At 69.4% G+C, this 25023-nt stretch carries 23 protein-coding genes; 15 read left to right on the top strand and 8 right to left on the bottom strand.

Features of this window, described 5'->3' with window-relative positions:
- Nucleotides 1-53 precede the first annotated feature (53 nt).
- The 4 genes from fabZ to lpxB are packed head-to-tail and all read left to right on the top strand — an operon-like array spanning nt 54 to nt 3390.
- Nucleotides 54-521: a 3-hydroxyacyl-ACP dehydratase FabZ gene (fabZ, locus tag AB6A65_RS10970; protein WP_371038425.1), complete on the top strand. Its 468-nt coding sequence runs from the start codon at nt 54-56 to the stop codon at nt 519-521.
- The gene (lpxA, locus tag AB6A65_RS10965; RefSeq protein ID WP_371038424.1) at nt 521-1318 is read left to right on the top strand and encodes an acyl-ACP--UDP-N-acetylglucosamine O-acyltransferase; all 798 of its coding nucleotides are present in this window, start codon (nt 521-523) and stop codon (nt 1316-1318) included. The genes fabZ and lpxA overlap by 1 nt, the downstream gene beginning before the upstream one ends.
- Nucleotides 1319-1330: 12 nt before the next feature.
- A complete protein-coding gene (locus AB6A65_RS10960; protein WP_371038423.1) occupies nt 1331-2236 on the top strand; it encodes an LpxI family protein in 906 nt (301 codons plus the stop codon).
- Entirely contained in the window at nt 2236-3390 is a 1155-nt protein-coding gene (gene lpxB / locus AB6A65_RS10955; RefSeq protein ID WP_371038422.1) for a lipid-A-disaccharide synthase, read from the top strand. The genes AB6A65_RS10960 and lpxB overlap by 1 nt, the downstream gene beginning before the upstream one ends.
- Nucleotides 3391-3413: 23 nt before the next feature.
- Here the strand turns inward: lpxB and AB6A65_RS10950 are convergent, their stop codons facing one another.
- Complete coding sequence (locus AB6A65_RS10950) at nt 3414-4001, bottom strand: invasion associated locus B family protein (protein WP_371038421.1); 588 nt, start codon at nt 3999-4001, stop codon at nt 3414-3416.
- A 418-nt stretch (nt 4002-4419) separates the two neighbouring features.
- Between AB6A65_RS10950 and AB6A65_RS10945 the strand changes: the two genes are divergently transcribed.
- On the top strand, nt 4420-5967 hold the full coding sequence (locus AB6A65_RS10945; RefSeq protein ID WP_371038420.1) for a helicase HerA-like domain-containing protein: 1548 nt from the start codon (nt 4420-4422) through the stop codon (nt 5965-5967).
- A gap of 164 nt (nt 5968-6131) precedes the next feature.
- Nucleotides 6132-7790, top strand: coding sequence for an ABC transporter substrate-binding protein (locus AB6A65_RS10940; RefSeq protein ID WP_371038419.1), 1659 nt, complete (start codon nt 6132-6134; stop codon nt 7788-7790).
- A gap of 71 nt (nt 7791-7861) precedes the next feature.
- Here the strand turns inward: AB6A65_RS10940 and AB6A65_RS10935 are convergent, their stop codons facing one another.
- From AB6A65_RS10935 to AB6A65_RS10915, 5 genes are all read right to left on the bottom strand, one after another.
- The gene (locus tag AB6A65_RS10935; RefSeq protein ID WP_371038418.1) at nt 7862-9166 is read right to left on the bottom strand and encodes a branched-chain amino acid ABC transporter permease; all 1305 of its coding nucleotides are present in this window, start codon (nt 9164-9166) and stop codon (nt 7862-7864) included.
- Nucleotides 9163-10173: a branched-chain amino acid ABC transporter permease gene (locus AB6A65_RS10930; RefSeq protein ID WP_371038417.1), complete on the bottom strand. Its 1011-nt coding sequence runs from the start codon at nt 10171-10173 to the stop codon at nt 9163-9165. The genes AB6A65_RS10935 and AB6A65_RS10930 overlap by 4 nt, the downstream gene beginning before the upstream one ends.
- Before the next feature lie 3 nt (nt 10174-10176).
- Nucleotides 10177-11001, bottom strand: a complete 825-nt coding sequence (locus AB6A65_RS10925; protein ID WP_371038416.1) for an ABC transporter ATP-binding protein — start codon at nt 10999-11001, stop codon at nt 10177-10179.
- Nucleotides 10998-11786, bottom strand: coding sequence for an ABC transporter ATP-binding protein (locus AB6A65_RS10920; RefSeq protein ID WP_371038415.1), 789 nt, complete (start codon nt 11784-11786; stop codon nt 10998-11000). The genes AB6A65_RS10925 and AB6A65_RS10920 overlap by 4 nt, the downstream gene beginning before the upstream one ends.
- A gap of 102 nt (nt 11787-11888) precedes the next feature.
- Nucleotides 11889-13073 (bottom strand): ABC transporter substrate-binding protein, encoded by a 1185-nt coding sequence (locus AB6A65_RS10915; protein WP_371038414.1) that lies wholly within the window; start codon nt 13071-13073, stop codon nt 11889-11891.
- Nucleotides 13074-13229: 156 nt separating this feature from the next.
- On the opposite strand from AB6A65_RS10915, the gene AB6A65_RS10910 reads away from it, so the two are divergent.
- Nucleotides 13230-14342 carry a PQQ-dependent sugar dehydrogenase gene (locus AB6A65_RS10910; RefSeq protein ID WP_371038413.1) on the top strand — a complete coding sequence of 371 codons (1113 nt, stop codon included), beginning with the start codon at nt 13230-13232 and terminating at the stop codon, nt 14340-14342.
- A 40-nt stretch (nt 14343-14382) separates the two neighbouring features.
- On the opposite strand, the gene AB6A65_RS10905 is transcribed toward AB6A65_RS10910, so the two are convergent.
- Nucleotides 14383-15387 carry a GlxA family transcriptional regulator gene (locus tag AB6A65_RS10905; protein ID WP_371038412.1) on the bottom strand — a complete coding sequence of 335 codons (1005 nt, stop codon included), beginning with the start codon at nt 15385-15387 and terminating at the stop codon, nt 14383-14385.
- A gap of 173 nt (nt 15388-15560) precedes the next feature.
- Here AB6A65_RS10905 and AB6A65_RS10900 point away from each other — a divergent pair, with 173 nt between their 5' ends.
- Nucleotides 15561-16928: a class II 3-deoxy-7-phosphoheptulonate synthase gene (locus AB6A65_RS10900; protein WP_371038411.1), complete on the top strand. Its 1368-nt coding sequence runs from the start codon at nt 15561-15563 to the stop codon at nt 16926-16928.
- Between the two features lie 31 nt (nt 16929-16959).
- On the opposite strand, the gene AB6A65_RS10895 is transcribed toward AB6A65_RS10900, so the two are convergent.
- Entirely contained in the window at nt 16960-17685 is a 726-nt protein-coding gene (locus AB6A65_RS10895) for a PAS domain-containing protein (protein ID WP_371038410.1), read from the bottom strand.
- A 220-nt stretch (nt 17686-17905) separates the two neighbouring features.
- On the opposite strand from AB6A65_RS10895, the gene AB6A65_RS10890 reads away from it, so the two are divergent.
- From AB6A65_RS10890 to pstC, 7 genes are all read left to right on the top strand, one after another.
- Nucleotides 17906-18796 (top strand): YicC/YloC family endoribonuclease, encoded by an 891-nt coding sequence (locus tag AB6A65_RS10890; protein ID WP_371038409.1) that lies wholly within the window; start codon nt 17906-17908, stop codon nt 18794-18796.
- A gap of 5 nt (nt 18797-18801) precedes the next feature.
- The gene (gene gmk, locus AB6A65_RS10885) at nt 18802-19443 is read left to right on the top strand and encodes a guanylate kinase (protein WP_371038408.1); all 642 of its coding nucleotides are present in this window, start codon (nt 18802-18804) and stop codon (nt 19441-19443) included.
- Nucleotides 19440-19961, top strand: coding sequence for a gamma carbonic anhydrase family protein (locus AB6A65_RS10880; RefSeq protein ID WP_371038407.1), 522 nt, complete (start codon nt 19440-19442; stop codon nt 19959-19961). Before gmk ends, AB6A65_RS10880 begins: the two co-directional genes overlap by 4 nt.
- 71 nt (nt 19962-20032) lie before the next feature.
- Complete coding sequence (locus AB6A65_RS10875; RefSeq protein ID WP_371038406.1) at nt 20033-21223, top strand: PLP-dependent aspartate aminotransferase family protein; 1191 nt, start codon at nt 20033-20035, stop codon at nt 21221-21223.
- A gap of 91 nt (nt 21224-21314) precedes the next feature.
- Nucleotides 21315-22367, top strand: a complete 1053-nt coding sequence (locus tag AB6A65_RS10870) for an ATP-binding protein (protein WP_371038405.1) — start codon at nt 21315-21317, stop codon at nt 22365-22367.
- A 168-nt stretch (nt 22368-22535) separates the two neighbouring features.
- Nucleotides 22536-23570: a substrate-binding domain-containing protein gene (locus tag AB6A65_RS10865; RefSeq protein WP_371038404.1), complete on the top strand. Its 1035-nt coding sequence runs from the start codon at nt 22536-22538 to the stop codon at nt 23568-23570.
- A 72-nt stretch (nt 23571-23642) separates the two neighbouring features.
- Nucleotides 23643-25019 (top strand): phosphate ABC transporter permease subunit PstC, encoded by a 1377-nt coding sequence (gene pstC / locus AB6A65_RS10860; protein ID WP_371038403.1) that lies wholly within the window; start codon nt 23643-23645, stop codon nt 25017-25019.
- Nucleotides 25020-25023 lie beyond the last annotated feature (4 nt).

Genomic DNA, 25023 nt, shown 5'->3' with positions numbered 1-25023 from the left:
GTCCCGCCACGCCCCCCTTGCTAGGGGAGGAACAAATCGCCCGGGGAGAGAGAATGACCGAGCTCGCGACTGCCGACATCCAGCTGATCCAGCGCATCCTGCCGCACCGCTACCCGTTCCTCCTGGTGGACCGGGTCGTGGAGATCGACGGGACCAGTTCGGCGCTCGGGCTGAAGAACGTCACCATGAACGAGCCGCATTTCCAGGGCCATTTTCCCGGCCAGCCGATCATGCCCGGCGTCACGATCATCGAGGCGATGGCACAGACGGCGGCGGTGATGGTGGGCACGTCGCTCGACCTCGCGGACAAGGAAATGCTTATCTATTTCATGGGGATCGACAAGTGCAAGTTCCGGCGCAAGGTCGTGCCCGGCGACGTGGTTGAAATGCGCCTGCGCACGCTGCGCGGCCGGCCCGGCGGCAAGGTCTGGAAATTCGAGGGCCGCGCCGAGGTGGCGGGCGAACTGGCCGCCGAGGCCGAGTTCTCGGCCATGATGGACATCGAGGGGAGCGCGGGCTGATGTCGATCTCGCCCGAGGCGCGCGTCCATCCCTCCGCCGTGGTGGAAGAGGGCGCGGTGATCGCCGCCGGCTGCGCGATCGGACCGTTCTGCCATGTCGGCCCCGAGGTGCGCCTCGCCGAGGGGGTGGAGCTGAAGTCCCATGTCGTCGTCACGGGCGACACGCGCATCGGCGCCGGGACGTCGATCTTTCCCTTTGCCGTGATCGGCGAGATCCCGCAGGACCTGAAGTTCAAGGGCGAGCGCACGCGGCTCGAGATCGGGGCGCGGAACCGGATCCGCGAGCATGTCACCATGAACGCCGGCACCGAGGGCGGCGGAGGCGTCACGCGGGTGGGCGACGACGGGCTTTTCATGGCCGGCGCCCACGTCGCCCATGACGTCCAGGTGGGCGACCGGGTGATCCTCGTGAACCATGCCGCGCTCGCCGGGCATTGCGTGCTCGAGGACGACGTGATCGTGGGCGGGCTTTCGGGCGTGCACCAGTGGGTGCGCATCGGCGAGGGCGCGATCATCGGCGCGGTCACCATGGTGACGAACGACGTCATCCCCTACGGCCTGGTGCAGGCGCCGCGGGGCAGGCTCGACGGGCTGAACCTGGTCGGGCTGAAGCGCCGCGGCGTGTCGCGCGACGACATCACCGCGCTGCGGGCCGCGTTCCAGATGCTCGCGCAGGGCGAAGGCGCGTTCCAGGACCGCGCGCGCCGGCTGGGCGACGAGACGGCGAGCGACTATGTCCGCCAGATCGTGGATTTCGTCCTGGCCGGCAGTGACCGGTCCTTCCTGACACCGGGCTGAGAGGGCGCGAGGATGCTGGCACTGATCGCGGGGGAGGGGGCGCTGCCCCGGGCCGTGGCGGAGGCGCAGGCAGAGCGCCCGCTGGTCTGCGCGCTGGAGGGTTTTCCGCCCGACGGGATCGCCGCCGACATCACCTTCCGGCTGGAACATCTCGGCACGATGCTGGAAACGCTCCGGGGCAAGGGCGTGACGCAGGTGTGTTTCTGCGGCGCGATCCGCCGTCCGCGCATGGACCCCGCCGCCATCGACGCGGCGACCATGCCGCTCGTGCCCGTCATGATGGAGGCGCTCGGCCGCGGCGATGACGGGGCGCTGCGCGGCGCGGTGGCGATCTTCGAGGCGCAGGGCTTCACCGTGCTCGGCGCCCACGAGGCCGCGCCGTCGCTTCTGCCCGAGGCGGGTGTCCCGACGCGGTCGCGCCCCGCCCCCGGCACCGAGGCCGAGGCGCGGATCGGTGCGCGCGTCGTGGCCGAAATGGCCGCGGCGGATGTGGGCCAGGCCTGCGTCGTGGCCGGAGAGCACGAGATCGCGCGCGAAGGGCCGGACGGCACCGACGCCATGCTGGCGCGGCTCGCGCGGCCGATCCCGCCGCCCACCTCCGAGGCTGTCGATCCGCTGAGCTGGGGCGCCGACATGGTGGGCGATGCGCTCGGCGTGGCGGCCGACTGGCTGGGCGGCGAGGACGGGCGCCCGCCCGGCGCGCGGGCCGGCATCCTCTACAAGGTGCCGAAGCCGCACCAGGATCGGCGGGTGGATCTGCCCACCATCGGCCCGGCCACGGCCGAGGGCGCGCTGCGCGCGGGCCTTTCCGGCATCGTGATCGAGGCCGACGGCGTGCTGGTGCTGGAGCGCGACCGGGTCGTGGAGATCCTCGACGCGGCGGGGCTGTTCCTCTGGGTGCGCGAAAGGGCCGCCTGATGCGCGTCTTCGTGACTGCCGGGGAGCCCTCGGGCGACCGGCTCGGGGCCGCGCTGATGGACGGTCTGCGCGAGCTTGTGCCGGATGTCCGTTTCGAGGGGATCGGGGGCGAGGGGATGCTCGCCCGCGGGCTGCAAAGCCTCTTTCCCATGGACGAGATCTCGATCATGGGAATCGTCGAGATCCTGTCGCAATACCGCCAGCTGAAACGTCGCATCCGCGAGACCGCCGAGGCCGTCGTTGCCGCGAAGCCTGACGTGCTGGTCACGATCGACCTGCCCGAGTTCAGCCTGCGCGTGGCGAAGCTCGTCAAGGAGATGAGCGATATCCGCGTGGTCCACTATGTCGCGCCCACGGTCTGGGCGTGGCGGCCGGGCCGGGCCGCGAAGATGGCCGCCCATGTCGACCAGGTGCTTGCCCTCTTCCCGTTCGAGCCGCCTTACATGGAGGCCGCGGGCATGCGCTGCGATTTCGTGGGTCACCCGGTCGTGACCGACCCGCAGGCCACGCTTGCGGAGGCCGCGGAATTCCGTACCCGCCACGGCATCGGCGCGGCGCCCTTGCTTCTGGTGCTGCCGGGCTCGCGCAGAAGCGAAGTGGCACGGCTCGCGCCCGTCTTCGGCGAGGTGCTGCGGCGCGTGACCGCAGCGCGGCCCGACACGCGCCTCGTGGTCCCCGCCGCGGGCGCGGTCGCCGAGATGGCCGCCGCGACCGTGCGGGACTGGCCGGGCGCGCCGGTGTTTCTGGACCCGCGCGGCGCGGACGATCCGGCGGCGGAAAAGCGCGCGGCCTTCGCGGCGGCGGACGCGGCCCTGGCCGCCTCGGGCACGGTGTCGCTGGAACTGGCCGCCGCCGATACGCCAATGGTCGTGGCCTATGACATGGGCCTTGTCTCGCGCGCCATCATCCAGCGCATGCTGGTCACCGACTCCGTCAACCTCGTGAACCTCGTCTCCGAGACCCGCGTGGTGCCTGAATTCATCGGCACGCAGTGCAGGCCCGGGCCGATCGCCGACGCGCTTTGCACCGTGCTCGACGATCCCGAACCGCAGCGCGCGGCCATGGCGGTGACGATGGACCGGCTCGGCCGCGGCGGCCCCCCGCCGGGGCGCCGCGCGGCGCGCGCCGTTCTGGAGGGGCTCGGCGCCGCCTGAGCGGCGGCGCGCGCCCTGGGGACTCAGTTGTCGATGGCGGGCAGCGCGTCGAAGCTTGCCGTGAACCCCGACAGCGACATCTCGACCGACACGGTCTGGTCCGGCGCCTGGAAGGGCACGATCGAGAGCGTCGCCGCCGCGCCCCGCTTGAAGGCGGCGACGTCCGCCTCGGTGAAGCCGATGCGCGCGTAGCATCCGACCTGGGTGCAGACCGAGAACGGGTAGCGCTTGGCCTCGCCCGCATCGACAGAGATGCGCAACTGCTCCGTCAGAAGCGTTTCCAGCGGCACCACGACCGTCGCGCCGGCGACCGCGCGCCCGCCCTCGGGCAGGCGGAAGAGGCTGATCTCGGCAACCGCGTTGTCGTTGGGATCCATCAGAAGCTGGTACATCGTGCAGGGATCTTCCTGCCCCTCGGTGCGCACGCACTGCACTTCCCAGGCGTCGTTCGTCGCGGCGACATAGGTCTGCCCGGCGTCGGACTCCCCGAGGCTCAGGTCGGCGCCGGGCTGGGCGCTCTCGCCGCCGGCGTCCGCGTCCTCCTGGGCGGCCAGCGGCGCGGCGAGCGCCATGAAGGCCAGGAAGGGCAGGGTGCGGAAGTAGTCTGGCATGAAGGGATTCCCGTGTTGCGTCGATTTCTGCGTCGGCGCATAGCACGCTCCCCGAGCCCTGTCAGGGGGCATCGCGGGCCGCCCGGCTCCACGGCGCGGATTTCCGCAACCTGCCCGCCCACGCGAAAAGGGGCCCGAAGGCCCCTTCCCAGTTCACTCCCCGTCGGACTGGCCGACTTAGTCATTGGTGGGGACGCTACGAAGTAACCGGGCTTCCGTCAACAGGCAATCCAGGGCGGGAAAACGTTCCAAGGAAATGAAAAAAGCCGCGCCCGAGGGCGCGGCCAGTCTGACAGGGAGGAAGTCCGCCGAAGCCCCGGGGGAGCCAGGGCCTCGAACACTTCCCACTATGCGGGGGAATGGTTAAGACACTGTGGCCGCAAATGACAGTTTTCGGGGCAGCGGAGGTGAGGGCGCCATGGGAGGAAAGATCTTCATGGGCGGCGGCGGGGCGGGGCACGCCGTGCGGCAGTATCTCGATCTCGGCTATGCGAACCGTCACGGGCTCGTGGCCGGGGCCACCGGCGCCGGCAAGACCGTGACGCTTCAGATCATGGCGGAGGGGTTCTCGGCGGCGGGCGTGCCGGTCTTCCTCGCCGATGTGAAGGGCGATCTGGCGGGGCTTTCGCAGGCGGGCTCCGAGACGGCGAAGCTGCACGGCGCCTTCACCGAGCGTGCCGCGACGATCGGGTTTTCCGACTACCGCTACGAGGCCTTCCCGGTGACGTTCTGGGACCTTTACGGCGAGAAGGGCCATCCGGTCCGCACCACCGTGGCCGAGATGGGGCCGCTGCTGCTGTCCCGGCTTCTCGATCTTTCGGACGCGCAGGAAGGGGTGCTGAACATCGCCTTCCGTCTGGCCGACGAGGAGGGGCTGCCGCTTCTCGACCTCAAGGACCTGCAATCGATTCTCGTCTTCGTGGGCGAGAACAGGGCGGCGCTTTCGCTGCGCTACGGCAATGTCGCGCCGGCCTCCATCGGGGCGATCCAGCGGCGGCTTCTGGGGCTCGAGGATCAGGGCGGCGCGCAGCTTTTCGGCGAACCCGCGCTGGACCTCGCGGAGCTGATGCGGGTGGATGCGGACGGGCGCGGGCGGATCTCGATCCTGACGGCCGACCGGCTGATGCGCGCGCCCCGGCTTTACGCGACCTTCCTGCTCTGGCTTCTGTCGGAGCTCTTCGAGGAACTGCCCGAGGTCGGCGACCCCGAGAAGCCGCGCCTCGTCTTCTTCTTCGACGAGGCCCATCTGCTGTTCGACGACGCCCCCCGCGCGCTGGTCGATAAGGTGGAGCAGGTGGCGCGGCTCATCCGGTCGAAGGGCGTGGGCGTCTATTTCGTGACCCAGAACCCCGACGACATCCCCGAGGACATCCTGGGCCAGCTCGGCAACCGGGTGCAGCACGCGCTGCGCGCCTTCACCGCGCGGGACCGGCGCGCGCTCCGGCACGCGGCGGAGACCTACCGCGAAAACCCGGCCTTCGACACCGCCACCGCGATCCGCGAGGTGGGCGTGGGCGAGGCGGTGACGTCGTTTCTGGAAAGGAAGGGTGTGCCCGGCATGGTGGAGCGCACCCTGATCCGGCCGCCATCCTCGCGCCTCGGCACCATCACGGAGGCCGAGCGCGCCGCGACGATCGCCGCGTCGCCGGTGGCCGGGCGCTACGACAGGGCGGTCGACCGCCCCTCGGCGCACGAGATGCTGGCCGCGCGCGCCGCAGCCGCGGCGGCGGAGGCGGAGGCGGCCGAGAGCGCCGCGGACCGGGAGGACGCGCAGGCGCGCGAGTTCAACGCCGCGCGACGCTACAAGGGCGGCGGGGTGAGCCGCTCCACCTCGCGTCCCGCCCGGCGGGCCGCGCCGGACACGCTTGGCGAGGCGCTCCACCGCGCGGTGATCGACGAGCTTTCGGGCACCAGCGGCCGGCGCATCGTGCGCGGCCTGTTGGGCGGGCTCTTTCGGGGCCGCTGAGGCGCGCCAGCGCTTGCACCCGACCGGCGATTTCTGCTTAGCTATCCACGCATCGCCTTTCGTCCGACATGTTGGTCGGGCCGCAGCCGAAAACCATGTGCGATGCCCGCGCCCCGAGGGGCGCATTCCCCGATTTTTCGTCAATGACCCGGAGGTCTTGTGCCATGATGCACACCACGTCCCGTTCCGTTCATCCCGCAGCGCACATGCACGCGCGGGAGGTTGCGGAAGGCAAGCTCTCACGCCGCGAGTTCCTGACCCGCGCCACCGCGCTCGGCGTGGCCGCGCCGACGGCCTACGCGCTCCTGGGCCTCGATGCGCCGGCGGCCGCCCAGCCGGCGGTGCAGGAGGGCGGCACGCTCCGCATCGAGAGCACGGTCAAGGCGCTGAAGGATCCGCGAAGCTACGACTGGCCGCAGATGTCGAACTTCACCCGCGGATGGCTCGAATACCTTGTCGAGTATAACCGCGACGGCACGTTCCGCGGGATCCTGCTGGAAGACTGGGAGGTGAACGAGGACGCCACCGAATACACGCTCCGCGTCCGCCCCGGCGTGACCTGGAACGACGGCAGCGCCTTCACCGCAGAGGATGTGGCCTTCAACATCCGCCGCTGGGCCGAACGCAATGTCGAGGGCAATTCGATGGCCAGCCGCGTCTCTTCGCTCATCGACGACGAGACCGGCGAGGCGCGCGACGGCGCGGTCGAGGTGGTGGACGAGCTGACCGTGCGGCTCAACCTCCAGACGCCGGACATCACGCTCATCGCGGGCTTCTCGGACTACCCCGCGGCCATCGTCCCGCAGGATTTTTCCGGCGATCCGCTGGATCCCCCCAAGGGCACCGGCCCCTACCTGCCCGAGGAATTCCAGGTGGGCATACGGGCCGTGATGGTGAAGAACGAGGACCACGACTGGTGGGGCAAGGGGGTCATTGGCGAGGCGGCCCTCGACCGGATCGAGTACATCGATTTCGGCACCGACCAGTCCTCCATCGTCGCCGCGGCGGACTCCGGCGAGGTCGACATGCTGTATGAAAGCCTGGGCGACTTCATCGAGATCCTCGACGCGATCGGCTGGGTGAAATCCGAGGCGGTGACGGCGAACACCCTTGTGATCCGGCCGAACCAGCAGGCCGTGGTGGACGGGGCCACGCCCTATGGCGATGCGCGCGTGCGGCGCGCGCTCGCGCTCGCGGTGGACAACAGCGTGTGCCTGTCGCTCGGCTATTCCGACCGGGGCACGGTGGCTGAAAACCATCATGTCTGCCCGATCCATCCCGAATACGCGGATATCGGTCCCTCGACCCATGATCCCGCCGCGGCCGCCGCGCTGATGGAAGAGGCGGGGATGATGGATTACGAGCATGAGCTCATCTCCATCGACGACGACTGGCGCCGCAACACCTCCGACGCGGCGGCGGCACAGCTGCGCGACGCGGGGATCAAGGTCCGGCGCACGATCCTGCCGGGCAGCACGTTCTGGAACGACTGGGCGAAGTATCCGTTCTCCACCACGGACTGGGCGCAGCGCCCGCTCGGCGTGCAGGTGCTCGCGCTGGCCTACCGGTCGGGCGAGCCGTGGAACGAGTCGGGCTTTTCGAACGCCGAGTTCGACGCGGCCCTCGCCGAGGCGCTGTCGATCGCGGATGCCGAGACCCGGCGCGAGACGATGGCGAAGCTCGAGACGATCATGCGCGACGAGGGCGTCATCATCCAGCCCTACTGGCGCTCGACCTTCCGCCATTACCGTGAAGGCGTCGTGGGGGCAGAGCAGCACCCCACCTTCGAGATCCACGTCTACAAGCTGGGCCTCGCCGCCTGACATCGGCCTGGCGTCACCATGCCAAGGCCACCCGCAACGCCCGGACCGATCGGTCCGGGCGTTCGCGTTTCTCAGCGCTCCGGCAGCAGGCCCCGCGGCGCGAAGCGCAGCATCAACAGCATGACGACCCCCATGGTCAGCAGCCGCATATGCGCCACGCTGTCCATCAGATGCGCGCGGACCGGGCTCGTCTCGTCCATGCCGGAGGTCACCGCCTCCATCACGAACTGGCCCATCGGCTCCACCTGCACCCACAGGAACCAGATCACGAAGCCGCCCAGCACGGCCCCGAAATTGTTGCCCGAGCCGCCCACGATCACCATCACCCAGATCAGGAAGGTGAAGCGCAGCGGCTGGTAGCTTCCGGGCGTGAGCTGGCTGTCGAGCGTTGTCATCATCGCCCCGGCCACCCCGCAGATCGCGCTGCCCAGCACGAAGACCTGCAGGTGGCGGCGGGTCACGTCCTTGCCCATGGCGCGGGCGGCCGTCTCGTTGTCGCGGATCGCGCGCATCATCCGGCCCCAGGGCGAGTTGAGCGCGAGCTGCGCGAGCACCAGCAGCACGACCAGCACCACGGCGAAGAGCCCCCCGTAGAGCAGCTTCACGTAAAGCGAGGAGGCCGTCGTCGGATCGAGGCCCATCGACATGGCGCGGTCGACGAAGCCGGGATCGTTCTGCAGGTCGATCTCGTAGGGCACCGGGCGGGGCAGGCCGATCACGTTCTTGACGCCGCGCGCCAGCCAGTCCTCGTTCTTCAGGATCGCGATGACGATTTCCGCGATGCCCAGCGTCGCGATGGCGAGGTAGTCCGAGCGCAGCCCCAGCGCCGTCTTGCCGATTAGCCAGGCCGCGCCCGCGGCGAGCAGACCGCCCGCGGGCCATGCGAGCAGGACCGGAAGACCCAGCCCGCCGAGATAGCCGGTGGCGGCCGGGTTCACCGCCTCCACCGCCTCCTTCGCCGGATCGAAGATCCCGCGATAGACGAAGAAGGAGACGATCAGGATCGCGAAGACGGTGAAGGCGCGGAGTTGCCCCGGCTTCATCCGCTGCCATGCCAGCACCGCCGCGGCGACCGCCGCCGCCGCGAATGCCAGCGCACCGAGGATGCGCAGGCCCCCCGCCGCCCAGGCCTCGCCCACCGGCGGCATGGAGACCAGAACAGCGGCCAGCCCGCCAAGCGCCACGAACCCCATCACGCCCACGTTGAAGAGCCCGGCGAAGCCCCATTGCAGGTTCACGCCGAGCGCCATGACAGCCGAGACGAGCCCCATGTTGAGGATGATGAGCGCGCTGTTCCAGCTTTGCACGAATCCGGTGCCGAGGATGAGCACGGCCACCCCAAGGAACATCGCCACGGTGCGTGTCGTGTCGCTCATACCGCTTTCCCCCTGAAGAGGCCCGTGGGCCGGAACAACAGAACGATCACCAGGATCACGAAACTGACCGCGAACTTGTAGTCCACGACCAGAAGCTGGACGAGCCCGTCGGGCGCCAGCGGCTCGGGCAGGAGGTAGCCCAGCACCTTCTTCCAGGCATAGGTGATCATCACCTCCGAGAAGGCGATGATGTAGCCCCCCGCGATCGCGCCCACCGGGCTGCCGAGACCGCCCACGATGGCGGCGGCGAAGATCGGCAGGAGAAGCTGGAAGTAGGTGAAGGGCTTGAAGGACTTGTCGAGCCCGTAAAGCGTGCCCGCCACCGTGGCGAGCGCCGCCACGAGAAGCCAGGTGACCATCACCACGCGCTCGGGGTTGATGCCCGACAGAAGCGCGAGGTCCTCGTTGTCGGAATAGGCCCGCATCGACTTGCCGGTCCGGGTGTGGTTCAGGAACCAGAAGAGCGCCGCCACGACGACGATGGCGGTGAGCACCGTGATGCCCTGGCTCGTGCGGATCGCGAGCCCCTCGTCGAGGCCCGTCATGTCGCGGAAGTCGCGCGCCGAGATGATGAAACGCGCCCCGTCGGCGAAGCGCTGGTCGTCGGGGCCGATGACGAAGCGGGTGAGCCCGTTGTAGACGAACATCACCCCCATGGAGACGATCACGAGGATCACCGGCGTCACGCGCTGCGCCCGGTAGAAGCGGTAGATCACCCGGTCCGTGGCGAGCACCAGCGCCGCGCAGGCGGCGATGCCGAAGGGCAGGGCCAGAAGCGCCGTGGGCAGCGGGCCAAGGCTCACGCCCAGCCCCTGCAGCCACCAGGTGGCAAGGATCACCCCCATCGTGCCGAAGGCCATGGTGTCGCCATGGGCGAAGTTCGAGAAGCGCAGGATGCCGTAGATCAGCGTCACCCCCAGCGCGCCCAGGGCGAGCTGGCTGCCATAGGCGATGGCGGGCACCAGGACGAAGTTGGAGAGCGCCACGAGCGCGTTCAGCAAGTCCATCGTTCAGCCCCCCAGGAAACTGCGCCGCACCTCGGGATCGGCGAGAAGCTCCTCGCCGGTCCCGGTATAGGCGTTCCGGCCCTGCACCAGCACGTAGCCGCGATCGGCGATGGCGAGCGCCTGGCGGGCGTTCTGCTCCACCATCAGGATGCTGATGCCGGTGCGCGCCACCTCGATGATGCGGTCGAAAAGCTCGTCCATCACGATGGGCGAGACGCCCGCCGTGGGCTCGTCGAGCATCAGCACCTTGGGCTCGGTCATGAGCGCGCGGCCCACCGCGACCTGCTGGCGCTGCCCGCCCGAGAGCTCTCCGGCGGGCTGGCGGCGCTTCTCCTTCAGGATGGGGAAAAGCTCGTAGACCTGTTCCATGGTGCCCGAATAGTCGTCCGTGCGGATGAAGGCACCCATCTCCAGGTTCTCTTCCACGGTCATCGAGGTGAAGATGTTGGCGTTCTGCGGCACGAAGCCCATGCCCCGGCGCACCCGCGCCTGCGGCGTCAGCCGCGTGATGTCCTCGCCGTCGAGCCGGACGGAGCCCGTGTGGATGTCAAGCATCCCGAAGACGGCCTTCATCGCGGTGGACTTGCCCGCGCCGTTGGGGCCCACGATCACCGCGATCTGGCCCTTGTCCACGGAGATGGTGCAGTCGTGCAGGATGTCCGCGCCGCGCCCGTAGCCGCCGGTCATCCCGTCCCCGATCAGGAAGGCGTCGCGGCTGTGGACCGGGGTGGCGCCACGGTTGTCGGCCACGTCCGAACCGACGGGCTCGGCAGTCTTCGTGATCGAGCGGTCGCGGTTGCCGCGTCCGTCATAGCCCGCGCCGCTCATGCCTGCGCCCCCGCGGCGGCCTTGTTCTTGAGGCCGGTGCCCAGGTAGGCCTCGATCACCCGCTCGTCGGCCTTGATCTCGTCAAGCGTGCCCTCTGCCAGCACCTTGCCCTCTGCCATGCAGATGACCGGCTCGCAGATGCGGCCGATGAAATCCATGTCGTGCTCGATCACCACGAAGGTATAGCCGCGCTCGGCGTTCAGCCGCTCGATCGCGTCGGCGATGGTGTTGAGAAGCGTGCGGTTCACGCCGGCCCCCACCTCGTCGAGGAAGACGACCTTCGCCTCCACCATCATCGTGCGGCCGAGCTCGAGAAGCTTCTTCTGCCCGCCGGACAGGTTGCCCGCGCGCTCGTCGGCGAGGTGGTCGATCGTCAGGAAGGCGAGCACCTCGTCGGCCTTTTCGCGCAGCGCATGCTCTTCCGCGGCGATGCGGCCGCGACGGAACCAGGTGTTCCAGAGCGCCTCGCCCGACTGCCCGCCCGGCACCATCATCAGGTTCTCGCGCACGGTCATGGAATGGAACTCGTGGGCGATCTGGAAGGTGCGCAGAAGCCCTTTGTGGAAAAGGACATGCGGCGGCAGCCCGGTGATGTCCTCGCCGTCCATCGTCACGCGCCCGGACGTCGGGGAAAGAACGCCCGCGATCACATTGAAAAGCGTGGTCTTTCCGGCCCCGTTCGGCCCGATGAGCCCGGTGATGGACCCCGGGCGGATCCCCAGCGACGCGCCGTCGACGGCGTGAAAGCCGCCGAAGTGCTTGTGCAGGTTCTCGACCTTGATCATGGGAGGTGCCCCTCCGGCCGCGCGGTCGCGGCTCTCGCGTTATTGGAACAGCCCGGAAGCGCAGGCTCCCGGGCTGTCCGTCCGGTTATCAGGCTTTTCGGCTCAGCGGAACTGTACCGTTTCGTAATCGCCGTCGGTCACGGTGTATTCGCGGTAGGTGCCCGCGGCCTCGCCGGGGCCGATCAGCTCCACCGCCGACGCGCCGACATAGTCCACCTCGCCGCCGTCGGCCAGGATCTGCAGACCCTTGGCCAGCTCGCCGGGCAGGATCGGCTCGCCCGGTGCGTTGGCCACATCCATCAGGTTCGCGGCCACGGCCTCGGCGGTCGCCGCGCCGCCGGCCTGCATGGCCAGCGCGATGAGCGCCGCGGCGTCGTAGGATTCGCGGGTGAAGGAGCTTTCGCCGTTGATGCCCGCGGCCTCGGTGATCGCGTTGAAGGCTTCGGTGCCCTCGCCCTCGGCCCACGGCACCGCGCCGAAGGAACCTTCCATGTCCCGGCCGAGATCGTCCATCAGGCTGTCGGCGAACATGCCGTCGCCCATCATGAAGGTGTCGAAGGCACCCGAGTCGAGCGCGGCCTGGATCACGCCCTTGCCGCCCTGGTCGGCGTAGCCCAGCACCGCGAGCACCTCGCCGCCCGCGGAGGCGAGCGCCCCCACTTCGGCCGAGTAGTCGGCCTTGCCGTCCTCGTGGGGCGCGGCCAGCGTGATGGTGCCGCCCGCCTCCTCGAAGGCCGCGGCGAAGGCGTCGGCGAGGCCCTTGCCGTAATCGTTGTTGGTGTAGGTGACCGCGACCTCGGTGATGTCCTTGTCGGCCAGAATGTCGGCGAGGACCTGACCCTGACGCGCGTCGGAGGGCGCGGTGCGGAAGAACAGGCCGTTGTCTTCCGCCGTGGAAAGCGCGGGCGAGGTGGCCGAGGGCGAGACCATCGGGATGCCGTTGGCCACGGCCACGTTGGACAGGATCGCGCCGGTCACGCCCGAACAATCGGCGCCCATGATCGCCACCACGCCGTCGGTGGTGATGAGGCGCTCTGCCGCGGCGGTGGCGGCGGCGCTGTCGATGCAGGTCGAATCCGCGCGCACCGGCACGAGGGTATGGCCGTCGAGGAAGGCGCCGCTCTCGTTGACCTCGGTCATCGCCAGTTCGGCGCTTTCCGCCATGTGAGGGGTGAGCGATTCGATCGGCCCGGTGAAGCCCAGGATCACGCCGATCGGAACATCCTCGGCTGCAGCCGCGCCCGCGGCCAGCGCCGCGGCGGCCGTCGCCATCACAAGCTTTTTCATGTCCGTCTCCCTTGCTGGACCAGTTTGTCCGCGCGCAATCTAGGGACCCTGAAACCAAAAGGAAAGCGGGATCGGCGAGGCGTCCGCCGCCGCGACGACCGGTTGGTCCCGGCGCCGGGCGCGCCTATATCTTCGCGGGCAGGACAGGAGGCTCCCATGCGTCGGACAATCGCCCTTTCCCTCGCCCTCGCTCTGGGCCTCGCGGCCCATGCCGGTGCGGAACGCACCGACACCGCGGCCGGCCCCGCCGACATCGCCCTCGTGGCGGACGGGTTCGGAACGCCCTGGTCATTCGATTTCCTGCCGGACGGCGCGTTCGTGGTGAGCGAGCGCGAGGGGCGGCTCTGGATCATCGGTGCGGACGGAACCCGCCGCGAGGTGACGGGCCTGCCGGAGATCGCGGTGACGGGGCAGGGCGGGCTCCTCGACGTGATGGTGCCGCGTGATTTCGCCCAGACGCGAGAGTTTCTTTTCACCTACGCGGCGCCGCAGCGGGGCGGCGCGGGCACGGCCGTGGGCGCCGGGCGGCTTTCCGAGGACGGCACGCGGCTTGAGGACGTGCGGACTCTGTTCAAGCTTACGCCGGGCAGCAGCGGCGGGCGGCATTTCGGCTCCCGCCTCGTCGAGGCGCCCGACGGGCACATCTTCGTGACCGTGGGCGATCGGGGGGACCGGCCCTCGGCCCAGGATCTGTCCGTCGAGAACGGCTCGGTCCTTCGCATCGCGCGCGACGGCAGCATTCCGGCCGACAACCCGTTCGTCGCGGTCGAGGGCGCGCAGCCCGAGATCTGGTCCTACGGCCACCGGAACCCGCAGGGCGCGTCGCTCGACCTCGACGGCACTCTCTGGGTGCACGAGCACGGCGCGCGGGGCGGGGACGAGATCAACCGCATCGAACCCGGCGCCAATTACGGCTGGCCGGTGATTTCCTACGGGCGGCATTACTCGGGCGCGAGGATCGGCGAGGGCACGTCGAAGCCGGGCATGGAACAGCCCGAATTCTACTGGGATCCCTCCATCGCGCCGTCGGGCATGGCAATCTACTCCGGCGCGCTCTGGCCGGAATGGCGCGGGCACATCTTCGCGGGCTCGCTCAATTCGGACTTCCTGGTGCGCGTGGGCGGCCGCCCGCTCGCCGAGGCGGAGCGCATCGCCACGCCCCAGACGCGGCGCGTCCGCGACGTGACCGAAGGCCCCGACGGCGCGATCTGGTTCATTTCCGAGGCGAACGGCGCCATCTACCGCATGACGCCCGCGCCGGGGGAGTGATCCCGGCAAGGGTGCGTGCCGGGCACGCGCCTCAACGGTTTCAGATCGACAGGCGCGCCGCGTGGGTGCCGCGCTCGCGGTAGGGCGTGGTGTCGTAATGCGCCCGGTAGCATTTCGAGAAATGCGAGGGCGAGGCGAAACCGCAGGCCAGCGCCACGTTGATCACGCTCATGTCGGTCTGCATCAGCAGGTTGCGCGCCTTCTGGAGGCGCAGTTCCATGTAGTAGCGCTTGGGCGAGCGATTGAGGTAGCGCCGGAACAGCCGCTCGAGCTGCCGGGTCGACATGCCGACCTCGCGCGCGAGGAGCGCGGGGCTGATCGGCTCCTCGATGTTGGCCTCCATCATCTGGATGACCTGGCTGAGCTTGGGGTGGCGCACGCCGATCCTGGTGGGGATCGACAGGCGCGGCGTGTCCTGATCGGTGCGGATCGAGGAGTAGATCAGCTGGTCCGCGACCGCGTTGGCCAGTTCCTCGCCGTGATCGTTGGCGATGAGCTTGAGCATCAGGTCGATGGACGCGGTGCCGCCCGCCGTGGTCATGCGGTTGCCGTCGATCACGAAGATCGACTTCGTGAGCGCGACCTCGTCGAACTCCTCGGCGAAGCTGTCCTGGTTCTCCCAGTGGATCGTGGCGCGCTTGCCATCGAGAAGCCCCGCCGTGGCGAGCGTGTAGCTCGCCGTGCAGAGCCCGCCTACAGGCAGGCCCTTGCGCGCCTCCCGGCGCAACCAGTTGAGCAGCCGCCGTGTCGTCGCGTCGCGCACGTCGAGGCCGCCGCAGATCATCACGGTGTCGTCGCGCGAGAGTTCCTCCAGATCGCCCTCGAGCCGGAAGCTGATGCCGGCCGAGCAGGTCACCGCCTCTCCACCCTCGCCGATCACCTTCCAGCTGTAGAGCGTTCGGTTGGCCATGCGGTTGGCGATGCGCAGGCAGTCCACCGCCGAGGAAAAACAGTGCAGCGAGAAATTCTCGAGCGGGACGAAGACGAACCGCCGCGGTTTCGCGGGAACGGTTTCAATCGCAACTATCTGGCGGGACGTCTGCATGATGGCGCTTCGGCTGGTTGGCTGGCGCGACAGCGACTGTCGCGTTCGTCGGTCCAATTGGCCGGTTTCGCGAGCGAGCGTCAAGAGAGGCCCGCCGGATTTCGTCACTGGCCCTGGTGTCACCGGTCATGTAAGTATCCCCAACTGCGATGCAAGCGACGTGGAGAGAGACCATGGCGGACTGGCGGAAATCCGGCTGGCGCGAGAAGCCCCGGGTGCAGATGCCCGACTACACCGATCCCGAGGCGCTGGCCGCGGTGGAGGCGCAGCTCGCGAAATATCCGCCGCTCGTCTTCGCGGGAGAGGCGCGGCGCCTGAAGGCCCAGCTCGGCGCCGCGGCCCGCGGCGAGGCGTTCCTGCTTCAGGGCGGCGACTGCGCCGAGAGCTTCGAGCAGTTCAGCGCCGATCTCATCCGCGACACCTTCAAGGTGATGCTGCAGATGGCCGTCGTGCTGACCTATGCCGCGCGTGTGCCGGTGGTGAAGGTGGGCCGGATGGCCGGCCAGTTCGCCAAGCCGCGCTCCGCGCCGGTCGAGGTGCAGGACGGGGTGGAGCTGCCCTCCTACCGCGGTGACATCGTCAACGAGCTTGCCTTCACGCCCGAGGCGCGGGTGCCCGATCCGCAGAAGATGCTTCAGGCCTACACGCAGGCCGCGGCCACGCTGAACCTGTTGCGCGCCTTCTCGACCGGCGGCTACGCGGACGTGCACCAGGTGCACCAGTGGACCCTTGGCTTCACGGAGTCGGAGAAGTCCGCGAAATACCGCGATATGGCCGCCAGGATTTCCGACGCGCTCGATTTCATGAGCGCCGCGGGCGTGAGCAGCGACCAGGCGCACACGCTGCACACGGTGGATTTCTACACCAGCCACGAGGCGCTGCTGCTGGAATACGAGGAGGCGCTCTGCCGCCAGGATTCGACCTCCGGCAACTGGCTTGCCGGCTCCGGCCACATGATCTGGATCGGCGACCGCACCCGCCAGCCCGACGGCGCGCATGTCGAGTTCGCGCGCGGCGTGCTGAACCCGGTCGGCCTCAAGTGCGGCCCGACGATGACCGACGACGATCTCAAGCGGCTCCTGTGCACGCTCAACCCCGAGAACGAACCCGGCAAGCTGACGCTTATCGCGCGCTTCGGCGCGGGCAAGGTGGGCGAGCACCTGCCGCGCCTCGTCCGGACGGTGGAGGAAGAGGGCGCCAAGGTGCTCTGGGTTTGCGACCCGATGCACGGCAACACCATCAAGTCGGCCTCGGGCTACAAGACGCGCCCCTTCGACGCGGTGCTGCGCGAAGTGCGGGAGTTCTTCGGCGTGCACGCGGCCGAAGGCACCGTCCCCGGCGGGGTGCATTTCGAGATGACGGGCCAGGACGTGACGGAGTGCACGGGCGGCGTGCGCGCGGTGACGGAAAGCGATCTGTCTTCCCGTTATCACACCGCCTGCGATCCGCGGCTGAACGCGAGCCAGTCGCTCGAACTGGCCTTCCTCGTCTCCGAGGAGCTGACCCGCCTGCGCGACCCGGAGCGCGTGCGCGCGGTCTGACGCGGCCTTGGGTGCCCGCGCCGGCCCGCTCTCAGTCCTCGCGCTCTGTCTTGACGAGCCGCAGATGCGGTGCACCGTGGCGTCGCGGCGGCGGGGTGTAGGCGCCCGCGTCTTCCGACAGGCCGTGACCGTCCGCATCCGGCGGGGCGGCTTCGGTCCACGCGTCCGGCGCGGCGGGCGCGGGATCGCCCTCGCGGGGCAGGGGCGTTCCCCCCAGAAGCGGCTCCAGCACGGTGTCGGCGATGTCGAAGCGCCGCGGCGCGCGGCCGATCGCGCCATCGGCCTCCAGGCTGCCGAGCACGCGGCTCGGCGCTCCGAGGTCGCTTTCGAGGGGCAGCAGCCTGAGCTGCGCGTCGAGCCGGGGCCGCCCGAACCCGGCGGCGGACACCAGCGTGACGGTTGCCATGGCCGGCGTGTCCAGCACACGCGCGAGGACGTCGACCAGGGCGGGCCGGGCAGCGGCCGAGAGGAAGCTCGACAGCGGCATGCCGCGCACCTCCATGCCCATGAGGTCGCTCAGATGGCTGCCGGCCACGCGAAGCCGGACATGGCCCGGTGCGATGCGTTCTCCGATGAAGGCGTAATCGAGGGCGTCCTCGATGCCGCGCGGGTCGATCTCGGCCCGGGCGGGCATCACACGGGGCCCGCGCAGGGCCTGCCAGTAGCTTTCGACGATCCCGCCCGCCCGAAACCGTCTTGCCGCGAGAAAACGCTCCATCGAGATCACGTCGCCCGTCTTGCAGTCGTCGCCCGGCATGGCTCCTCCACGGTCGTCCGGAGCGCCGCCAGCGTTCCGGTAAGCTTGTGGTCATAAAGGTTTCCAGAACCTTAACATGCCATGTTTCGACGAAAATTCCCTGCAAATTTGACTCGATTGGTTAACCCCTTCGCGGCGCACCCGTCGCCGCCGTCCGGACGGGGTTGCTCCCGGGCACCGAATTGCCGTAGCTCCGGCGCAGGACGGGCAGGAGGGGTGGATGATACGCTCCATGACAGGCTTCGCCACGGGGCGGGGCGCGGGCGAGGGCCAGGAATGGACCTGGGAGCTTCGCGGCGTGAACGCGCGCGGGCTCGACCTGCGCCTGCGCGTGCCCGACTGGATCGAAGGGCTGGAGCCCGCGCTGCGCGCCCGTCTTTCGGCCGCCATGGCCCGGGGCAGCGTGACGCTCGCGCTTCGGATCGGGCCCGCGCCGGGCCGGGCGGCGGCCCCCGCGCTCGACGCGGCGCGCCTCGATGCGGCGCTCGCCGCGCTGGCCGAGGTGGAGGCGCGGGCGCGGGAGGCGGGCGTCGACCTCGCACCCGCGAACGCCGCCCAGGTCCTCGCCCTGCGCGGCGTGATGGCCGAGCCCGCGCCGGAAAGCGCCGGGCCCGGGCTGCGCCAGACCCTGCTGGCCGATTTCGAGGCGGTGCTGGATGCCTTCCTGGCGATGCGCGCGGCCGAGGGGCGGGAGCTCGAGACGGTGTTGCGCCGGGAGATCGACGAGATCGCCCGGCTGACGGAGGCCGCCGCGGGCGCGGCAGAAGCCCGGCGCGAGGACGCGGCGCGCGGCCTGAAGGACGCGCTCTCCCGCGTCGCGGAAGCGGTGGATATGGACGAGGGGCGCGTCGCGCAGGAACTCGCGCTGCTCGCGGTCAAGGCGGACATCACCGAGGAACTCGACCGCCTGCGCGCCCATGTGGCCGCGGCGCGCGCCCTTCTGGACGAGGACGCGCCCGCCGGCCGCAGGCTGGATTTCCTGACGCAGGAATTCAACCGAGAGGCGAACACCGTCTGCTCCAAGTCGGGTCACCCGGACCTCACCCGCATCGGGCTCGAACTGAAGGCGGTGATCGACCGGATGCGCGAGCAGGTCCATAACGTGGAGTGAACGACATGGACGACCGGCGCGGCCTTCTGATCATCCTCTCCTCGCCCTCGGGTGCGGGCAAGTCCACCCTCGCCCGGCGCCTGCGCGCCTGGGATCCGTCGATCATCTTCTCCGTCTCGGCAACCACGCGCCCGCCCCGCGAGGGAGAGGTCGACGGGCAGGACTATCACTTCCTGTCCGAGCGCGACTTCAAGTCCGATGTCGCCGAGGGCGGGATGCTGGAGCACGCGCATGTCTTCGGGAACTTCTACGGCTCTCCGCGCGCCCCCGTGGAGGCCGCGATCGCGGAAGGCAAGGACGTGCTCTTCGACATCGACTGGCAGGGCGCGCAGCAGATCCGCAACTCGGGGCTCGGCCAGCACACGCTGTCCATCTTCCTGCTGCCGCCCTCCATCGCCGAGCTGCGCCGGCGGCTCGAAAGCCGCGGCAAGGATTCCCACGACACCATCGCGGGGCGGATGCAGAAAAGCTGGGACGAGATCAGCCACTGGGACGGCTACGACTTCGTGCTGGTCAACGATGATCTTGACGCGACCGAGGAAAAGCTGCGCACCATCGTGACCGCGACACGGCTGCGCCGCACGCAGCAGCCCGGGCTCACGGATCATGTGCGCCGCTTGCAGTCGGAATTCGAGGAGCGCCGATGACACTCTACTCTCTCGACGGCCACGCGCCGCAGATCGCCGCCGATGCATGGGTCGCGCCCGACGCCAACCTGATCGGCAAGGTCATCGTGGAGGATGCCGCCTCCGTCTGGTTCGGGTGCACGCTGCGGGGCGACAACGAACCGATCACCGTCGGCGCCGGCTCGAACGTGCAGGAGAACTGCGTCTGCCATACCGACATGGGCTATCCGCTCACCATCGGGGCGGGCTGCACGATCGGCCACAAGGTGATGCTGCATGGCTGCACGATCGGGGAGAACACGCTGATCGGGATGGGCGCGATCTTGCTGAACGGCGCGCGCATCGGCCGCGACTGCCTGATCGGCGCGGGCGCGCTGGTGACCGAGGGCAAGGAGATCCCCGACGGCAGCCTGGTGATGGGCGCGCCCGGCAAGGTGGTGCGCGCGCTCGACGATCAGGCCATCGCCGGCCTGCGGGCCTCGGCCCTCCACTACCAGGAGAACATGCGCCGCTACCGCGAGCGGCTCACCCGGATCTGACGGACCGCCGGGGGCAGGGGGCTGCCCGATCCGAGACAGACGGCGCCCCGCGCCGACAGGAGACAGATGCCATGCGCGATCCCAAAGCGACCCTGATCCGCCCCGAGCCGCTCGCGGGCGGGGAAAGCGCCCCGGTGGGCGCCCCCATCATGCCCTCCGTCGTCTACGAAACGGAGGACCCCGACGCGCTGGACGCCCAGTACGAAGGGCGGCGCGAAGGGTTCGCCTATGCCCGCGAGGGGCACCCGAACGCGGCAGCGCTGGCGCGGCGGATCGCGGCGATGGAAGGGGTGGGCGCGGGCGTCACCGTGGGCTCGGGCATGGCGGCGGTGAGCGCCGCGCTTCTGGGCCTTCTCCGGGCCGGCGACCACATCCTGGGGGGCGACCAGCTTTACGGCCGCTCGCTTCGGCTCTTGTCCGAGGACCTGCCCCGGCTGGGGATCGCGACGGGCTTCGTCGACGCGGGCGACGCGGCGGCGGTCGAAGCCGCGCTGAGGCCCGAGACGCGGATGATCCTGATCGAGGTCGTCTCGAACCCGACGCTGCGCGTGGCGGACCTCGAAGGCATCACGCGGCTCGCGAGGGCGCGCGGCATCCTGCTGGCGGTGGACAACACCTTCACCACGCCGCGCGCGATCCGGCCCGCCAAGCACGGCGCCGACATCGTGATCCAGTCGGTGACCAAACTGCTGTCGGGCCACTCCGACGCCACGCTCGGCTGGGTGGGCGCACGCGACGCGGCGCTTCTGCGGCGCATGGAGGCCTTCGCGGTCACGGCGGGCATGACGGCGAGCCCCTTCGACTGCTGGCTGGCCGAGCGGGGCCTTGCCACCTTCCCGCTGCGCTTCGACCGGGCGGAGGCGACGGCGGCCGCGGTCGCGGACGCGCTGGCCGCGATGCCGGGCGTGCGCCGGGTGATCTATCCGGGCCGGGACGATCATCCGGACGCGGCGCGCGCGCGGGCGCTCCTCGGCGCGCGCTTTTGCAACATGGTCACCTTCGAGATCGAGGGCGGACGCGCCGCCGCGAACGCCTTCGTGCGCGCGGCCGACGGGATCGCCTTCGCGCCGACGCTGGGCGACGTGGGCAGCACGCTTTCGCATCCCGCCTCCTCCTCCCATCGGGGGCTCGGCCCGGAAGCGCGCGCCGCGCTCGGGATTTCCGAGGGCACGTTCCGCCTTTCGGTCGGGCTCGAGGAGCCGGATGCGCTGACCGGAGCGCTTGCCGCCGCAGCCGACGCCGCGCGGCGCGCGGCGGCCTGACGGGGCGCCGGCTTTACTTTCGGGCGGGCGTCGGCAAGGCTTCGCCCGCCCGATCAAGGGCGCGTGTGCCGCGCGGAACTGTCCTGTCCCTATGCCTGACGCCGTGATCTCCTCGATGGTCGATGCGCTGCCGATGCCGGCGGTGGCAATCGCGCGCGAGGCGCGCATCGTCGCCGCCAACGCCCCCGCGCTCAACCTGCTGGGCGACGGGATCGAGGGGCGCCATTTCGCCACCGCGCTGCGCCAGCCCCAGCTTCTGGACGCGATCGAGGCCTGCCTTGCCGATCGGAAGCGGCGGATCGCGCAGTTCGTCGCCAACGAGCGCGGGCAGGACGTGATGTTCCGCGTGAGCCTCGCGCCCGCGCTCTTCCGCCCGGGCGAGGCGCCGGGGCTGCTGGTGGTCTTCGAGGACGTGACGCATCTCGAGATGGCGGGCCAGATCCGGCGCGACTTCGTGGCGAATGTCAGCCACGAGCTGCGCACCCCCCTGACCGCGCTGCTGGGCTTCGTAGAGACGCTGCGAGGGCCCGCGCGCGATGATGCCGCCGCGCGCGAGCGGTTCCTGGAGATCATGGAGGCCGAAGCCGGACGCATGAACCGCCTCGTGGGCGATCTTCTGTCGCTGAGCCGGGTGGAGGCGGACGAGCGGATGCGGCCCGCCGATCGCGTCGCGCTGCCGGATCTTCTGCGCTCCACGCTGCGCGGGCTCGCGCCGCTCGCGGAGGAGGCGGGGGTGACGCTGCACGCCGATCTTCCGGCGGAGGCCGGGGACATCACCGTGCCGGGGGACGAGGACCAGCTTCGCCAGGTCTTCACGAACCTTGTGGAGAACGCGATCAAGTATGGCGGCCGGGGCTGCGAGGTGACGGTGCGCCTCGACCGCACCGCGCATGAGCCGAGGCTGCGCGTGCCCGGCGTCGAGGTGACCGTGGCCGACACCGGCCCGGGGATCGACGAGCTTCACCTGCCGCGCCTGACCGAGCGGTTCTACCGGGTGGACAATCACCGCTCGCGCGAGATGGGCGGCACGGGGCTTGGCCTCGCCATCGTGAAACACATCCTGAATCGCCACCGCGGCCGGCTGCGAATCGAAAGCACGCCGGGGCAGGGAAGCCGTTTCAGGGTGATCTTGCCGTTCGACTGACCCTCGCGCAGTGGCGCTGCCGTGACGTCAGGGCCGCGCGGAACGCCGACAAATCGAAGGTGTCATAAAACCGTTACCTACCTGTCACAAAAGCATTGCGGGGCGAACGTAGGTGGCGCTCAAGGATGCGTGATGCGCGTCCTGAAACCCGATATCAGGAGCTTATCCATGAATTTCGTGAAACTGACCGCCTCTTCCCTGGCGATCGCTGCCGTTTCCGCGACCGCTGCCGCCGCGCGCGACGAAATCCGCATCGTCGGCTCGTCCACCGTGTTCCCCTACACCCAGGCGGTGTCGGAGCAGTTCGCAAACGCAACCGAGTTTCCGTCCCCGATCGTCGAATCGACCGGCACGGGCGGTGGCATGCAGATCTTCTGCGCCGGCATCGGCGAGCAGCATCCGGATATCACCGGCGCATCGCGCGCGATGAAGATGTCCGAATGGGAACTCTGCCAGGAAAACGGCGTGACCGACATCACGCAGGCCAATATCGGCTCCGACGGCCTGTCGATCGCCATCTCGAACGCCAACGACTACGACTGGGATCTTTCGCTGTCCGAGATCTACCTGGCGCTGGCCGCCGAGGTGCCGGTTGACGGCGAGTGGGCCGAAAACCCCTACAGCACCTGGTCCGAAATCGATTCGCGCCTGCCCGACACCGAAATCGTCGTCCTCGGGCCGCCGCCGACCTCCGGCACCCGTGACGCCTTCGTCGAGCTGGCGATGGTCGAAGGCTGCCTCGAGCTGGACTACGTCGCGCAGAACCACGACGGCGACTGGGCCGAAGAGAACTGCGCGCGCATGCGTACCGATGGTCCCTTCATCGAAGCCGGCGAGAACGACAACCTGATCGTTCAGCGCCTGAACTCCGACCAGAACGCGATGGGCATCTTCGGCTACTCGTTCCTGTTCGAGAACCTGGATACCCTGAAGCCGGTCTCGATCGATGGTGTCGACCCCGACCCGGACACCATCGCCGACGGTGCCTACCCGATCTCGCGCCCGCTGTTCTTCTATGTCAAGAACGCGCATCGCGGCGTGATCCCGGGTCTGAACGAGTTCATCGCAGAGTACATGTCCGAAGACGCCATGGCGCCCGGCGGCTACCTGACCGAGCGTGGCATGGTCGCTCTCGGCGATGCGCGCCGTGCCGTGGTTCAGGACGCCGTTCTGAACGGCAAGTCCATGGAAGCACCGGAATAATTCCGGCTTCTCCACGACCCGCCCGGGCAAAGGCCCGGGCGGGTCATTCCGTCTCAAGACGAAAGTCTCGCCATGACCCTCGCGGCCGTTGTCATCCTCCTCGCGGCGACCATCGTCGGGTATCTGCTCAACCGGCCGGCGGCGCGCGCGATCCGCGCCGGCGGCACGCGCCTGCATTCGCTGGAAAACTTCCATGGCCTGTTTTCCGCCCTGCTGATCGTGGTTCCGGTTCTGGTCGTGCTGCTTTTCTGGCTCGCGCTCGAGGGGCCGGTCATCGACAGCCTGGTGATGTCCGGTTTGCCGGAGGGCACGCTCGACGATCTGGGGACTGGCGCGATCCAGCTCATTCTCGCCGAGATCAAGTCGATCAGCCGAGATAACGTGTTCGGCACGCCGGAGGACTGGAAATTCGCCGCCGCCGACAGGCTCTTGCGCCTTCACACGCTCAGCGACTGGCTGCTCGTGATCGTCGTCGCCACGGGATCGATTGCGTTGATGATCTACGCCCGCCGCAGCGTGTCTCCCGGCTTCCGCGCCCGGCAGCGGGTGGAGCGCATCACCTCGGGGCTGATGATCTTCTGTTCGACAGTGGCGATCTTCACCACCGTGGGCATCGTCGCCGCGCTGGCGTTCGAAACGGCCAAGTTCTTCTCGATGGTCCCCTTCACCGAGTTCCTGTTCGGGATCAACTGGGAGCCGCAGATCCCGATCCGCGAAGACCAGATCGCGGCCGAGGGCGCCTTCGGCGCGATCCCGGTCTTCCTCGGCACGATCGTGATCGCGACCGTGGCGTTGACGGTCGCGGTCCCCGTCGGCCTGCTGACGGGCATCTACCTCAACGAATTCGCGCCGCATCGGGTGCGCCGCACGGTAAAGCCGGTGCTCGAGATCCTGGCGGGCGTGCCCACGGTGGTCTACGGCTTCTTCGCCATCCTCGTCGTGGCCCCCGCGCTGCGCACGTTCGGGCAGAACCTCGGCCTCGACGTTTCGCCCAACACCGCGTTGGCGGCGGGCAGCGTGATGGGCATCATGCTGATCCCGTTCATCTCGTCCTTCGCCGACGACGCGCTTTCGGCGGTCCCGCAAAGCCTGCGTGACGGCTCGCTCGCCCTGGGGGCGACGCGTGCGGAGACGATGCTTAACGTGCTCTTTCCCGCCGCGATCCCCGGCATCGTGGGCGGTGTGCTTCTGGCCGTCAGCCGCGCCATCGGCGAGACGATGATCGTGGTGATGGCCGCCGGCCTGATCGCGAAGATGACGATCAACCCGCTCGACAGCGTGACGGCGGTGACGGTGCAGATCGTCACGCTGCTGATCGGCGACACGGCCTTCGACAACCCCAAGACGCTGGCGGCCTTCGCGCTGGGCATGGTGCTCTTCGTCGCGACGCTGCTGATCAACGTCCTCGCCTTGCGGATCGTCCGCAAGTATCGTGAAATCTACGACTGAGGCC

The organism is Rhodosalinus sp. FB01 (assembly GCF_041365715.1).
In the GTDB taxonomy this organism is placed as follows: Bacteria; Pseudomonadota; Alphaproteobacteria; order Rhodobacterales; family Rhodobacteraceae; genus Rhodosalinus.
Note: the sequence above shows the minus strand (reverse complement) of the source record. Positions and strands in the feature narration are given on the sequence as shown.

Bases quoted from the DNA above. Each gene is read 5' to 3' on its own strand.
- fabZ (WP_371038425.1), top strand. From the start codon at position 54: ATGACCGAGCTCGCGACTGCCGACATCCAGCTGATCCAGCGCATCCTG.
- lpxA (WP_371038424.1), top strand. From the start codon at position 521: ATGTCGATCTCGCCCGAGGCGCGCGTCCATCCCTCCGCCGTGGTGGAA.
- AB6A65_RS10960 (WP_371038423.1), top strand. From the start codon at position 1,331: ATGCTGGCACTGATCGCGGGGGAGGGGGCGCTGCCCCGGGCCGTGGCG.
- lpxB (WP_371038422.1), top strand. From the start codon at position 2,236: ATGCGCGTCTTCGTGACTGCCGGGGAGCCCTCGGGCGACCGGCTCGGG.
- AB6A65_RS10950 (WP_371038421.1), bottom strand. From the start codon at position 4,001: ATGCCAGACTACTTCCGCACCCTGCCCTTCCTGGCCTTCATGGCGCTC.
- AB6A65_RS10945 (WP_371038420.1), top strand. From the start codon at position 4,420: ATGGGAGGAAAGATCTTCATGGGCGGCGGCGGGGCGGGGCACGCCGTG.
- AB6A65_RS10940 (WP_371038419.1), top strand. From the start codon at position 6,132: ATGATGCACACCACGTCCCGTTCCGTTCATCCCGCAGCGCACATGCAC.
- AB6A65_RS10935 (WP_371038418.1), bottom strand. From the start codon at position 9,166: ATGAGCGACACGACACGCACCGTGGCGATGTTCCTTGGGGTGGCCGTG.
- AB6A65_RS10930 (WP_371038417.1), bottom strand. From the start codon at position 10,173: ATGGACTTGCTGAACGCGCTCGTGGCGCTCTCCAACTTCGTCCTGGTG.
- AB6A65_RS10925 (WP_371038416.1), bottom strand. From the start codon at position 11,001: ATGAGCGGCGCGGGCTATGACGGACGCGGCAACCGCGACCGCTCGATC.
- AB6A65_RS10920 (WP_371038415.1), bottom strand. From the start codon at position 11,786: ATGATCAAGGTCGAGAACCTGCACAAGCACTTCGGCGGCTTTCACGCC.
- AB6A65_RS10915 (WP_371038414.1), bottom strand. From the start codon at position 13,073: ATGAAAAAGCTTGTGATGGCGACGGCCGCCGCGGCGCTGGCCGCGGGC.
- AB6A65_RS10910 (WP_371038413.1), top strand. From the start codon at position 13,230: ATGCGTCGGACAATCGCCCTTTCCCTCGCCCTCGCTCTGGGCCTCGCG.
- AB6A65_RS10905 (WP_371038412.1), bottom strand. From the start codon at position 15,387: ATGCAGACGTCCCGCCAGATAGTTGCGATTGAAACCGTTCCCGCGAAA.
- AB6A65_RS10900 (WP_371038411.1), top strand. From the start codon at position 15,561: ATGGCGGACTGGCGGAAATCCGGCTGGCGCGAGAAGCCCCGGGTGCAG.
- AB6A65_RS10895 (WP_371038410.1), bottom strand. From the start codon at position 17,685: ATGCCGGGCGACGACTGCAAGACGGGCGACGTGATCTCGATGGAGCGT.
- AB6A65_RS10890 (WP_371038409.1), top strand. From the start codon at position 17,906: ATGATACGCTCCATGACAGGCTTCGCCACGGGGCGGGGCGCGGGCGAG.
- gmk (WP_371038408.1), top strand. From the start codon at position 18,802: ATGGACGACCGGCGCGGCCTTCTGATCATCCTCTCCTCGCCCTCGGGT.
- AB6A65_RS10880 (WP_371038407.1), top strand. From the start codon at position 19,440: ATGACACTCTACTCTCTCGACGGCCACGCGCCGCAGATCGCCGCCGAT.
- AB6A65_RS10875 (WP_371038406.1), top strand. From the start codon at position 20,033: ATGCGCGATCCCAAAGCGACCCTGATCCGCCCCGAGCCGCTCGCGGGC.
- AB6A65_RS10870 (WP_371038405.1), top strand. From the start codon at position 21,315: ATGCCTGACGCCGTGATCTCCTCGATGGTCGATGCGCTGCCGATGCCG.
- AB6A65_RS10865 (WP_371038404.1), top strand. From the start codon at position 22,536: ATGAATTTCGTGAAACTGACCGCCTCTTCCCTGGCGATCGCTGCCGTT.
- pstC (WP_371038403.1), top strand. From the start codon at position 23,643: ATGACCCTCGCGGCCGTTGTCATCCTCCTCGCGGCGACCATCGTCGGG.